General features: G+C 72.7%; 11 protein-coding genes. 3 read left to right on the top strand and 8 right to left on the bottom strand.

The genetic code is table 11. From position 1 onward, the window contains the following. Positions 1-291 precede the first annotated feature (291 nt). The 3 genes from ABZW10_RS24600 to ABZW10_RS24590 form a co-directional block, all read right to left on the bottom strand. A complete protein-coding gene (locus ABZW10_RS24600; RefSeq protein ID WP_355369497.1) occupies positions 292-996 on the bottom strand; it encodes a hypothetical protein in 705 nt (234 codons plus the stop codon). Next, positions 993-1,646 carry a SigE family RNA polymerase sigma factor gene (locus ABZW10_RS24595; protein WP_355369495.1) on the bottom strand — a complete coding sequence of 218 codons (654 nt, stop codon included), beginning with the start codon at positions 1,644-1,646 and terminating at the stop codon, positions 993-995. The genes ABZW10_RS24600 and ABZW10_RS24595 overlap by 4 nt, the downstream gene beginning before the upstream one ends. A gap of 367 nt (positions 1,647-2,013) precedes the next feature. Further along, positions 2,014-2,517: a hypothetical protein gene (locus ABZW10_RS24590; protein WP_355369493.1), complete on the bottom strand. Its 504-nt coding sequence runs from the start codon at positions 2,515-2,517 to the stop codon at positions 2,014-2,016. A gap of 637 nt (positions 2,518-3,154) precedes the next feature. Here ABZW10_RS24590 and ABZW10_RS24585 point away from each other — a divergent pair. After that, positions 3,155-4,030, top strand: a complete 876-nt coding sequence (locus ABZW10_RS24585; protein WP_355369491.1) for a PhzF family phenazine biosynthesis isomerase — start codon at positions 3,155-3,157, stop codon at positions 4,028-4,030. A 56-nt stretch (positions 4,031-4,086) separates the two neighbouring features. Here ABZW10_RS24585 and ABZW10_RS24580 read toward each other — a convergent pair whose 3' ends face one another. The 4 genes from ABZW10_RS24580 to ABZW10_RS24565 form a co-directional block, all read right to left on the bottom strand. Beyond that, on the bottom strand, positions 4,087-5,064 hold the full coding sequence (locus tag ABZW10_RS24580) for a carbohydrate kinase (RefSeq protein WP_355369489.1): 978 nt from the start codon (positions 5,062-5,064) through the stop codon (positions 4,087-4,089). 42 nt (positions 5,065-5,106) lie between these two features. Continuing rightward, the gene (locus ABZW10_RS24575; RefSeq protein ID WP_355369487.1) at positions 5,107-6,339 is read right to left on the bottom strand and encodes an AGE family epimerase/isomerase; all 1,233 of its coding nucleotides are present in this window, start codon (positions 6,337-6,339) and stop codon (positions 5,107-5,109) included. Positions 6,340-6,488: 149 nt separating this feature from the next. After that, the gene (locus tag ABZW10_RS24570) at positions 6,489-7,472 is read right to left on the bottom strand and encodes a LacI family DNA-binding transcriptional regulator (protein ID WP_355369563.1); all 984 of its coding nucleotides are present in this window, start codon (positions 7,470-7,472) and stop codon (positions 6,489-6,491) included. Between the two features lie 168 nt (positions 7,473-7,640). Continuing rightward, positions 7,641-8,195 (bottom strand): hypothetical protein, encoded by a 555-nt coding sequence (locus ABZW10_RS24565; RefSeq protein ID WP_355369485.1) that lies wholly within the window; start codon positions 8,193-8,195, stop codon positions 7,641-7,643. Positions 8,196-8,700: 505 nt separating this feature from the next. Here ABZW10_RS24565 and ABZW10_RS24560 point away from each other — a divergent pair. Continuing rightward, a complete protein-coding gene (locus ABZW10_RS24560) occupies positions 8,701-9,792 on the top strand; it encodes an SUKH-4 family immunity protein (RefSeq protein WP_355369483.1) in 1,092 nt (363 codons plus the stop codon). Positions 9,793-9,987: 195 nt separating this feature from the next. Here the strand turns inward: ABZW10_RS24560 and ABZW10_RS24555 are convergent, their stop codons facing one another. Continuing rightward, entirely contained in the window at positions 9,988-10,152 is a 165-nt protein-coding gene (locus ABZW10_RS24555; protein WP_355369481.1) for a hypothetical protein, read from the bottom strand. A gap of 616 nt (positions 10,153-10,768) precedes the next feature. Between ABZW10_RS24555 and ABZW10_RS24550 the strand changes: the two genes are divergently transcribed. Further along, positions 10,769-12,621 (top strand): FG-GAP-like repeat-containing protein (locus ABZW10_RS24550; protein ID WP_355369479.1); only part of this gene is annotated, 1,853 nt, incomplete at its 3' end.

Below are 12,621 nucleotides of genomic sequence, written 5' to 3'. Positions count from 1 at the left end.
GGGGTGCCGCGGCGTCCCGGCCCCGTTTCCCCTCTGCGTCCCTACGACCACCGTAGGCGGGACGGCGTGGCAGGAGCGGGGCGTTGCCCGGCTCTGACCGGATCGTTCCGCGGCACGGACATTGCGTGTCCGAACCTGGAGACGGGGGGCCGCTGGGTAGCCGGAGAGCAGCCGGGCGGGCGGAGTGCGGCCAGGCGGGCGCGCGGCACCGCCGCCCGGGGCACCCGGGCGGCGGCGGGGGGCGGCGGGGGCGACCGTCGCCGCCCCGGGCCCGTCGCGGCCGACGGTGGTTCAGGGCGACAGCGTCCTGCTCGCCAGCACCCCGCCCTGCGCGTCGTACGCGGCGATCCGGATGCCCCCCAGCGGGTAGCCGCCCGGGCCGCTGGAGCCCTTGAGGGCGGGCCCCCAGAAGACCCCGCTCGCGAAACCCGGGTCGCCGGAGAGCGAGGCGACGGTGGCCCAGTGCGCCTGGCCGTCCAGCTCGATGGCCATCGCGGCCACCCGTCCGGGCCCCTGGTACACGAGGTTGTACAGGCCCTCCCGGTACTCCGGGGACGACCCGAGGTACTGCACGGTGATCTGGGTCCCGCCCGACGCCCAGGAGTACCCGCCGCACCCCTGACCGTCCTTGTACGCGACGGGATCGTGGATGCAGACCTCCTGGTCCCCCAACTGCATCCACCAGTCGTCACGGCCCATCGGCAGCCGCTGACCGACCTCCACGACCACGGGCTCCGGCGCCGGACCCACCGGCGCCGCCAGCGGCTGCGAGGCCGGCGCCACGCCACGCGTTCCGTCCCGCGCGGACAGCGCCGCTCCCGTGCCGGCGACCACCACGAGCGCAGCCGCCGCGGCCACCGCCCCCAGCGCCAGGCGCCGGCCGCGGCGCTGGCGTCGCACGTGGACCTGCACGCCGCCGCGGGGCCACTCCCCCACCGCGAGCCGGCCGGCCTCCTCCCGCAGCGCGCCGCGCACCGCGTCCTCGGTGTCCATCACCTGTCGTCTCCGTCCGTGCCCTCGATCGTCGAACCGGTCCCCACCGCGTACAGCGCCAGCGCCGGATGCCCGCGCAGCTTCGCCAGGCCCCGGCTGGCCTGGCTCTTCACGTTGCCGGCCGAGCAGCCGAGCACCTCGGCGACCTGGTGCTCGCTCATGTCCTCCCAGTAGCGCAGCACGACGACGGCACGCTGGCGCGGCGGCAGTTCCGCCAGCGCCTGGAGCAGCACCGAGCGCTCCTCGACGTCGCCGTGGCCGACGTCCTTGGTGTGCGCCCGCTCGGGGAGGACGGGCACGAGCAGCTGCCTGACCCGGCGGCGCCGGTGGCGGCTCAGGTTGTTGTTCACCAGGGCGCGGTGGACATAGGCGTCGGGCTCTTCCAGCCCACTGATCCGCGACCAGCTCCGGAACACCTTCGCCAGGGTCGCCTGCACCACGTCCTCGGCCTCGTGGTGGTCGCCCGTCAGCAGGTAGGCGGTGCGAACCAGCCGCCGCCACCGCGTGGCGGCGAACCCCTCGAAGCCGAGCTCCCGCACCCCCGGGCCGCCGCCGGCGGCCACCGGTTCGGCCCCTGGCCCCGGGTCCGAGTCCGCTTGGGCGGCCGGCCGGGACCGGCCGTCCACCGGTACGGGTATTGCACTCGTGGTCATCCCATTCCTCTCCGCGGTCCGCGCGAGGGCCCCACCGGGCCGTCGCTCCGCCCTACTCACCCCCGCGCCGCCGCAAAGGTTGCACGTCGACACCGAGTCACCGTGGCCGGGGTCGGCTGCGACCGGCTCGGTCTCCCGGGCCGGCCGAGCGCGTCACGGGGTTGTGCCGGTCAGCCGGTTCGACCGAGGCGGTGGAAGGTCCACGCACGCGAAGAGCGGCCCGGCCCCGCGGACGAGACCCCGGCGGCCACCACACCAGCATCGCCGGCCGGCGCGGAGCAGGGACAGCCACCCGGGAGGCCGGCGGGCAGAGCGAGTGGAGCGGGCCGTCACCGGCTTCCCGGTGACGGCCCGCAGGCAACAGCGGCTACTGCACGTCAGCGGGACAGAGGCCGAAGTCCCGGTACCCGTTCGGGGCGTTGTTCTCGGCGAACACGGTCACGACGCCGCGCTCGTCGTGCACGGGATCGACAACCAGCCGCCACCGGGTGGCGTTGGCCGGGTTGGTTCTGTACACCCACTGGCCGCCCTCGTTGGCGGGCCGGTAGTGTTCGGCGATCGCCCTGACACAGCGCGTGACCTGCCCGGCGTTGATGTCCGCGTTGGGGCCGGGGCCATGGCCCGCGTCGATGTGCCGCAGCCCGTATCCGGCGTTCGGGCCCGTGTGCACACCGCACCGCAGGTACACCCGGCGGGCGGCGCCGTCACCTGGGGGGAGGGCGTCGTAGATCGTCGAGACGATCCTCGCGGGGTCGTTGGCCGGGCAGGAGTTCGCCGGGACCCTTTCGGCGACCGCCTGGGCCGGTGATGTCTGCAGCACGAGCGCGCCGGCGACCAGCATCAGGGCGCCGCCGAGATTCCTGAGGGACATGCGCGTACCTCCTACCGGTACAGGGGAGTTGGCAGCCCGCGGCCATGTGGTCCGCGTGTCGTTCCGACCGCCACACGTCGAGTGTCCGCGCCCGCCCGTGGACCGCTCCTCCGGTGAGGCATTCGGGTGGTCCTGTCCGGCAGCCCTGCCAAGCCGCCGGCCGGGCTCGACATCGCCCGCTCGACTGGACACTTAGTCCAGATTAGACATACAGTCCAGCTCATGGGATCCGTCGATGAGGGCATGGATCCGCGACTGCGGACGTGAGCGCCGGTGCGGGCCGTCCTCCCGACTCGACGAGGCCGGCGTCGTCGCCGACCGGCAGGCCACGCCTGTCGTCACTGGCCCCCCGGGACCGGCGACACACCCGTCGGTCTCCTGCCCGAAGGGCCCGTCGATCGACCGGACGGGGCGATCACGGTCGCCGACCTCACGGGCGTCGGCGCCGTGGACGCGGCACTCGCCTCGGCCGTCCTGCGCGAGCCGGCCCCGCCGGCCCGGCGATCAGCATGTCCGCCGGCGCCGGCCACCACGGGCACGGGCAGCGGCCCGGCCGATGACGACCGAGTTGTTCGGAAGGAAACCGCAATGACGAGCCACGCCGCCGAGGCTTGGAACCGATCTGGTGGGAGTGGGCATGGAGTTTGAGCTGGTCGAGGTGTTCGGAACCGGGCCCCTGACCGGGGGGCCGCTCGGCGTGGTCATGCTTGACAGCACGTGTGACGAGGCGCTGATGCAGCGTCTGGCTGCCCGCCTGGCCATGCCGGAGACCGTCTTCCTGCGCAGCGGTGACGACGGGGAGGTGGATGTGCGGATCTTCACTCCCTATGTGGAGTTGGGCTTCGCGGGTCATCCGCTTGTGGGAGCGGCCGCCGTGGCGGTGCAACGGGGGCTGGCCACGGCTGGCTGGGTGGCCATGCGCACGCGCAGCGGGATCGTGCGCGCACGTGTGGGACCGGGAGCGGACAGCGCGGTCCTGGAGGAACGGTTCTGTCGGGTGGGTCCGCCCGTCGTGCCGGACCTCGTGTGCGACGCAGTGGGGCTTGCTTCGGATGCGGCCGCGGGGCCGGTGCGCCTGGCATCGGCCGGACTCGGGTTCGTCTGCCTCCCGGTGAGTGTCGCCGACCTTGAATCTGCCCAAGCCCTGCCGCTCGCGGTCGCGGCACTCGCCGAGCGAGTCCCTGGACTGGCCGGTGTTTTCGGGGTGGCAGTGTTCGTTCCGCACCTGCCTGAGGTTCGCTCTCGGGTCTTCGTTCCCGAGCCGGTGTGCGCGGAGGACCCGGCCACCGGCTCGGCCGCACTGGCAGTGGCGGGATGGCTTGCGCACCAGGGGCGGTCCGAGGAGTCCCTGGCGTTCGACATCGTCCAGGGCACGGCCGAACTCGGCTTTGCCAGAATGCAGGTGAACGTTCGCCGGCAAGCCGATCGAGGGCTGCTCGCAAGCGTAGGCGGAGGAGTGCGCACCTTGTTCCGGGGGCGGCTCATGCTGGACGAGACGACTGACCGGGCCTGAGGCCTGCCGCAGGAATCCGGAGCGCGGCGGGCGGACCGAACCGGCCGGCGGTCACATCACGGCCTCACTGCCCTCGGCCGGGGCGGCGGCTCCTGACCGGCGCGCTCGCAGCCCTCGCGGAAGGCGGCCAGTTCCTCGGCAGTCGGAGGATTCGCGCCCGGCCTGGTGCAGGTGATGGCGGACACCAGCGACGCCTCGTCCAGCAGTTCGCCGAGGACGCGGGTGTCGATGCCGCGCAGGCGGTCCGCGTTGTCCGGGCCGAGCAGCCCCCGGCGGTGCAGGGCGTCGAGCAGACCGGCCATGAAGGCGTCGCCCGCGCCCACGGTGTCCGCGACCTCGACGGGCACCGTGGGCCGGGTCACCCTCCCCTCCCGGCACAGACCCACCGAGCCGGTCCCACCCCGGGTGACCACGACCACGGCCGGACCCAGGGCCAGCCACTCGCGGGCCACGTCGACGACGTCCTGACCGGGGTGGAGCCAGGCGAGGTCCTCGTCACTGGCCTTGACCACGTCGGCCGACGCGACGAGCGACTCGATCCGGGCCCGTGCCTCGTCGGGGCGCCCCATGAGCGACGGGCGGCAGTTGGGATCGTACGAGACCGTGCAGCGGCCACGGGCGCGCTCCATGAGGCGACGGACCATGCCGGCACCCGGCTCCAGCGTCGCGGCGATCGAGCCGGTGTGCAGGCACGCGCTCCGGGCCAGCAGGCCGTCCGGCTCCGGGCCGTCGAGGTGCCACGTGATGGCGAACTCGTAGGTCGCGCCACCCGAGTCGTCCGTGCGGGCGATCGCGGTGCTGGTGGGGTGGTCGTCCATCACTCCCCCCACCAGGGCGACACCGCTGCCCGCGAGATGGGCGGCGAGCTGCGCGCCGTGGGGGTCCTGCCCGAGACGGGTGAGCAGCGCCACGGGGTGGCCCAGGCGGCCGAGGCCGACCGCAACGTTGGCCGGGCTGCCGCCCGGATGCGCGGTGGTGGCGCCCTGGACGGACCTCACCAGGTCCATGACGGCTTCGCCGACGACAGTGATCACGTTCGGTCCTCCGGGGGGTGGGGATTTCGGTCCGGCGAGGTGTCAGATCGGCTTCCGGCGCAGGGCCTCGGCCATCGAGGGTTCCACGGGGAGACGGGGGATCAGGGTGGCCTGCACGGCGTGGTAGACGTCCGGCTTGCCGGGCCAGACGGTCGCGGCGGGCGTGTTCCACGGGGTCAGCTCGTGGTGCCAGCTGCCGTGTGCGCGGTCGAGGAACGCCTCCTCGGCGTACCGCCACCACGTGCGGTACCAGTACTCGTACTCGGCCCTGCCGGTGACCCGGTGGAGGACGGCGGCGGCGGCGATCGCCTCGGCGGCGACCCAGTGCATGCGGACGCGCACGGCCGGCTCGCCCTTCCAGTCCACGGTATAGACGAACCCGGGCCGGCCGTCCACGTGCCAACCGTCGCGGACGCCGGCGGCGAACAGCGCTTCGGCGTCGTCGAGCAGCCAGGCGGGAGGGTTCGGCAGGCTCGCGTGCAGGGCTACCATCAACCGGGCCCATTCGAACCAGTGGCCGACGGTGCCCCCGTACGGGCGGAACGGGTCGTCGGGCCGGTCCTCGTTGTACTCGTACAGGGGGGTCCAGTCGGTGTCGAAGTGCTCGATCACGCGCCAGTCGGCGGCGCGGGCGTGCTCGTGGACGATGTGCCGGACGATCCGCAGGGCCCGCTCGTGCCAGATGCTCTCACCCGTGACGTCGCCGGCCGCGAGGAACGCCTCGACGGCGTGCATATTGCTGTTGGCGCCACGGTAGGACTCGCACGCGCGCCAGGGCAGGTCCCAGGACTCGACCAGGCGGCCCCGCTCCTCGTCCCAGAAACGGCGCTCGACGACGCCGAGTGCGTCCGTCAGCAGCTCCCGGCCTCCGGGGCGCCCGGCGGCGGTGGCGCCGGCGGCGGCCAGCACGACGAAGGCGTGGGCGTAGGCGGACTTGTCGGTGGTCAGCGGGCGGCCGTCGCGGTCCACACCCGTGTACCAGCCGCCGTGTTCGCGGTCGCGCAGGAGGGTCGTCAGGGAGGCGATGCCGTGGTCGACCAGTGCGGCCGCGTCCCGGTCGCCGAGCAGGTGGGCGAGGGCGAACACGTGGGTCATCCGGCAGGTGATCCACGTGTGGACGAGGCCGTCCTCCTGCGCCCTTCCCCGGTGGTCCAGCCAGCCGAAGCCCCCGTCGGGCAGCCGCGCACCGCGGGCGAACTCGAGCAGCCTCTCCTGTTCCGCGCGGAGCCAGGCGTCATCGCCCGGCCGGGGGGTGCTGGAGGTCTCGCTGGACATCGTTCTCCTCGATCGTGCTGGGTGCGAATAGACAACGTTGTCAGAGCGCGGTGGGTAGCATCACCCGCCTTCCCTCGGACTGTCAACAGCGGAAGGACGCCAGGCAGGCAGCACGCCGGGAGGTCAGCACACCGCGCGCGGCGGGGCGCTCAGCAGGGAAGTTCGCCCGATCCGCGCAGGACCAGCCGGGTGGGGATCTCCAGCCGCTGGGCCTGGGCCCGTTCGCCGCGCATGCGGCGGAAGAGGAGCTCCGCGGCCATCCGCCCCATCAGCATGGGGTCCTGGGCCACCACGGTGACCGGCACGGGGAGCATGTCGGCGAGCTCGAAGTCGTCGAAGCCGACGAGGGCGGTGCGTCCCGGGCAGGTGGCCAGGCTGCGGAGCACGGCGACCGTGGTCCGGTTGTTGCCGCACATGAGCGCGGTCACGGCATCGGGCCCGGACAGCATGCGGTCGAGGGCGAGGTGGATGCCCACAGGTTCCGGACGGCCCATCGCGAGCCACGCCTCGTCGACCCCGTGGCCGGCCTCCGCCATGGCCTGCCGGTAGCCGGCGAGGCGTTCGGCCGCAGTGAAGATTTCCGGGTCGTCGCCGAGGTAGCCGATCCGCCGGTGGCCCTGCCGGATCAGGTGTCCCACCGCTTCCGCCGCACCGCGGCGGTTGGCGGCCAGAACGGTGTCCACGGTCAGGCCGTTCATCGGCCGGTCGATGCTGACCACGGCCGTGCCCGCGGCCAGTTCGGGAGCGAGGAAGCCGTGGTCGGCCGCGGTCGGTACGACGATCAGGCCGTCCACCCGACGGGCGCAGAAGTCGAGGGTCAGCTCCCGTTCGCGGGCCGGGTCCTCGGCGGACGAGCCCGTGAACAGCAGGGACCCGTGGGAGCGCGCCACCTCCTCGACCGCCCTGCTGAGCTGCGCGTAGAAGGGGTCGGCGAGGTCTTCCAGGATCAGCCCCACGCAGCTGGTACGGCTGCCCTGGCGGAGGAGCCGGGCACCGTCGTTGCGGCGGAACCCCAACTCCCTGATCGCGGCGTGGACCCGGTCGGCGGTCTCCTCGCTGACGCCCGGCTCACCGTTGACGACGCGTGACACCGTCTTCAGTCCCACTCCCGCGGCAGCGGCCACGTCCTTCATGGTCGGCCGTGCGGGAATCTCGGAGCCCGGCCGCTCGGCCCTGTCCGGCATCACTCCAACCGCCCTTCCGGAGTCTCGTCCATCCTGTGATCCTACCGACAGCAGCAGCGTTTGGACAACGTTGTCACAACGGTCCGCGATAGCGGGCGGCCCAGTACAGCGCCCCGATCATCGGTGACGCCTGAGTAGAACGCGGCGGACCTCGGCCGCCTCCGTGACGAACTCCTCGCTCTGGTCGACCACCCACGCGCCGTCCTCCTCGACCAGGCGCAGCGCGCGGTGGTCGAAGTCCTCGGGCGTGCTGCGGGGGAAGGTGACGAACGCTCCGTAGCCGGCGGGGTGGGTGCCGGGGCCAGCGGGCACTCTGATGATGTCGTTGGCGCCGGCGGTGACGGGACCGGCCGGTGTCGAGCCGTCGGCGTAGGTGGGCGGCTTCACCGGGGTGGCGGTGGGCGGCGGGGTGGTGCGGGTGGTGACGCAGTCGGCGACGGTGCCGCCGCGCAGGAGGGCCGAGCTGAGAGTGCAGGCGGTCTGCCAGTCACCGTGGTTGGCCGCGTCCTGGTAGTTCTGGGCGACGGCGGCCAGCGCGGCCTGGGTGGCGGTGGGGATCGGGGCCGGCATGGGGATGGGCGCGAGGTTCTTCTCGGTGCCGGTCGAGGCGCAGCCGGCTGCGGCGAGCAAGGCGGCGGCGAGGGCGAGGGCCCGGGCGGTGTGTTTCGTCATCAGGTGGTCGCCTTATGCGTCTGGGCGCCGCCCTCGCCGGCGGCGCGCTGGTCTTCGCCGAACTCCTCCTCGGCGTCCGGCACGGTCTTGGGCAAAGTGTCGGGGTATTGCGGCAGTTCGAACGGTGGGACGTCGAACTACACGGTATCGCTGCCGAATTGGTGGTCGCGGCCGATCGACCGCCACCCTCCGGCGGTCGGCCTTCGCCCGATGAGCCGGCGCACCCCGTGGAGGCTCCGCACCGGACGGCCCCGATCACCTGACCGACAGCCCATGACGGTCGGCCGACCTGGCGCGTCGCGGGAGAACACCACCCGACCGGACTGTCGGTGGCACGGGCTACTGTCGCGGGACGAGGCACGACGACACGGGGGGCACACCGGTGGGAATCGACGGGAGCGGGGAACCCGGTGGCTCCTGGACGTGGCCGGCGGGGCTCACCGACGGGCCGAGCCGGACGTTACTCGCAGCCGGCGAGTTGTCGTGGTGCTACGCCTATTTGGACTTGCGAGCCACGTCGGCCGGGCCTCCGGAAGCGGCTGTCGGCCGGGGCTGGGCCGGGGCTGAGGGCGGCGAGGCGCTCTTCGTCCTGGGCGAAGCCCGGTACTCGGCGGCCGGCGAGGACATCGCCGTCCTGCTCGACGGTGCGAGCGGTGCGGTGTACCTGGCCTGCCCCGACGGGAGCGGTGCGCTCCGGCGGGACCTGCTGGCCAGCAGTCCGCGCGCCCTGATCGACCTGGCCATTGTGGTGGAGGCCGTCACGCTGGCCGCCACGGGCGCCTACGAACGGGACGAGGGCGAGAGTGTGGCGCCGTACGGGCCCGCGACCGTCGACACCGCCGTCCGGCTCGGGCTGCAGGAACTCGGCGAGGCCGACCCGGACCTCTGGCAGCGCACCGACGGGCGGCCCGCCCACTGGGAGACCGCCCTGCGGATCCGTGCGCTCGCGTGGGGCGCCGAGCCGCGGACAGCGGACGGGGCGCCGTACCTCGTCGGACCGGACCTGGTCGAGGACCTCGCGGAGCTCGCCGGCGCAGGCACCGTCCGCCGCTTCCTCCCCGGCGAACTTCCCGACCGGCTTGTCCACGCCCCGACCCGGCAGCTGCTCACCGAGGTCGGGCTGCCGGTCTGCGCCCGCGGAGCCCTGACGGTGGCCGCCGAAGGACCGCTGGTCACCATGGCGCAGTCCTTCCCCGACGTCTACGCGGACGACGGGGAGGAGTCGACCGCCCGCCCGTACCAGGGCGAGTACCTCGCGCTCGGCGGCTGGACGTACGACCTCGAAGCCGCCCTCGACGGCGCCACCGGGCGCATCGAGCTGCCGGACTGGCACGACGAGGACCAGCCCGCCCCCTACCTGCACCGGGACCTGGCCACGCTGCTCCACGTCCTGTGGACCTTCGAGCGGCTGCGCCTCGAACGCCGCCGCTCGACCGGCCTCGGGGCGTCGCCGTGGGCCGTCTTCCGGCCCCGTGACCTCGTCGACGGTGTCGCGCAGTCCGTCCTGCACGCCCTCGACCCTCAGGCATGGGCCACCGAGGACCAGTTCTGGCCGACGCGCGCGGACGACTGCCACATGGGAGAGCTGATCGAATAGCGGCCACGGCCGTCCGGCACGGAGCACGCTGGACGGCCCCACACCCTCGCGGCACGAGGCAGTACCCCGTGGATCAGACGGTCGCCGGGAGGGGCCGGAGAACGGGGAACCTGCGCGGCCGACGTCAGCCGACGGCTCTCACACCAGGGCTGACAGCAACAGCAAGGGCAACATCAATGGGCGTCTACGTGGCGGTCAGAGGGTGGCTGGAGTGCGATCCTCCATCTGCTTCCCCGTCAGGTCCCGGCGCAGCAGTGCCGCCTGGCGTCGGGCCACCGGGTGCCGCAGAAGGCGCCACACCGTGGAGGCGGGCAGACCGTCCTGGGCTGCCGGCGCGCCGAGTTCCAGGTCCAGGTCCATGGAGCACAGAGTAGACCGGTGATGGTCTGCACGTAGCCGGCCCGGCTGCCCGGGCAGAGTCCGGTGACCGGGCCGTGGTGGTGTACCCACGGGGGTGCGGGTCTGCCGGTGTGCTGCTGTGCCGGTTCGGCGCTCGGCCGGAGGCCGCGTCAGGCCATTCCGCTCCTCCTTCCTCCGGGGCCGACGGAATCGAGAGACTTGCGGAAGTCGAATCCAATCATTTCGTCCGGGCCGAAGACCCCCGCTAGCCTTTTTGCCATGTGCGCACCCTAATCATGCGCCCGGACTTCAGCTGTGCCCCCATCAAACGGGCGCCGCGGAAGTCGGGTTCAGCCGGCGACCATTCTCTGCCGAGCCCCGGTGCGTTCTCCAGCGCGACTGACATCTCCATGCCCAGGGGGGGAAAATGAAACACGTTCGAATACGCCACCGGATCAGCATCCCGGCATTCGCGGTCATGACCGTCGCGGGGTCCGCCGTACTGGTACCGCCGGGAGAGGCGGTGGCCGTGTCCGGGCCCACCGATCATGTCGTCTTCTGGAACAAGGTCCTGCTCGACGCGTACCGGCAGACTCGCAATACCGGTCCCGGGCCTCTGGCGCACGCGGGAGCCGTGATGCACACGGCGATCTGGGACGCGGTGGACTCCGTCACGCCCGCCGCCGATCGCCGGTTCCGTCCGTACCTGACCGTGGTGCCGGCTCCTGGTACCGCCTCGGTCGAGGCCGCGATCGACCAGGCCGCGCACGACACCCTGACCGGGCTCTTCCCCGGCTTCAACCCCGGCCACGACTTCGCCGCCGACTTCGACCAGGCCCTCGCCACGGCACGCGCCACCATCCCGGCCTCCGTCACCGTCACGGCCCGCAACCAGGGAGCCGCTGTCGGAAGCGAGGTGGCCCGGGTCGCGGTCGGGAACCGGCCCAGCACCACACCCGCCTGGGACCCGTCCTACACCCTGGACAACGTGCCCGGCGCCTGGCGGCCCACGGACTCGGGGCAGTCGGCCCCGGTCAACCCGAACTGGGGCCGGCTCGCCCCGTTCGCCATGGCCTCCGGCGCGCAGTTCCGTCCCCAGCCTCCCGCCCAGGCCACCTCCTACGCGGCGCTGCTGGCCGACCCCGCCTACGCCTCGCAGGTCAACGAGGTCAAGTCCCTGGGCTCGGCCACTTCCACCACCCGCACCGCCGATCAGACCCAACAGGCGTTCTTCTGGGCCAACGACGTCGACGGCACCTACAAGCCGCCCGGCCAGCTGTTCGACATCACCCAGACGGTCGCCCAGCAGAAGGGGCTGACCCAGACGGAGAACGCCAGGCTGTTCGCGCTGGTCGCGGTGGCGCTGGCCGACGCCTCGATCGTCGCCTGGGACGCCAAGTACGCGAGCAGCATCGACCTGTGGCGCCCACAGAGCGCGATCCGGCTCGCGGACCCCAGCACCAGCCCGGCCATCACCCCGGACCCGGCCTGGCAGCCCCTGTCCGTCAACCGGGCGGGCCAGCGCTTCAGCCCGCCCTTCCCCGCCTACATCTCCGGACACGCCACCTTCGGCGCGGCCTGGGCCGGGGTGATGCGCGGCATCTTCGGTGACCAAGTCACCTTCACCGCCACCACCGACGACCCTCAAGCGGTGGGGGCCACCCGCACCTTCACCACCTTCACCGCCGCAGCCCTGGAGGACGCCCTGAGCCGTATCTACCTCGGCGTGCACTACCGCTGGGACGCCGACGCCGGAGTGGCGGCGGGCAACTCCCTGGGCGCCTACGTCCGCGGCAACGTTCTCACCCCGGCACCCGCCTACGTTCCCGGCGCCGGATGGACCTTCGCGGGAATCGCCGACTACGACGGCGACGGATACGCCGACACCATCGCCCGGGACGACGCGAGCGGCAGCCTCTACCTCTTCCCCGGGGCCGGAGACGGATACAGCAGCCGGGCGCGCGTCGAGATCGGAACCGGCTGGAACAACGTCACGTTCGCCGGCGTCGCGGACTACACCGGCGACGGAAAGCCCGATGTCATCTCCCGCAACAACGGCAACGGCAACCTCTACGTCCACCCCGGGACCGGTGGGACGGGCCGCCTGGCCGCAGGCGTCGAGATCGGTTTCGGCTGGCAGGACTTCACGTTCGCGGGAGTCGCCGACTACACGGGTGATGGGAAGCCCGATGTCGTCACCCGCAACAACGGCAATGGCAACCTCTACGTCTACCCCGGAGCCGGCGGCACCGGCCAGGTCAACCCCGCCACACAAATCGGCGCCGGCTGGCAGGACTTCACCTTCGCCGGTGTCGCCGACTACACCGGCGACGGAAAACCCGATGTCGTCACCCGCAACAACGGCAACGGCAACCTCTACGTCTACCCCGGGACCGGCGGCACCGGCCAGGTCAACCCCGCCACACAAATCGGCGCCGGCTGGCAGGACTTCACCTTCGCCGGTGTCGCCGACTACACCGGCGACGGAAA

It is taken from the genome of Kitasatospora sp. NPDC004723 (genome assembly GCF_040609255.1).
Lineage (GTDB): Bacteria > Actinomycetota > Actinomycetes > Streptomycetales > Streptomycetaceae > Kitasatospora.
Note: the sequence above shows the minus strand (reverse complement) of the source record. Positions and strands in the feature narration are given on the sequence as shown.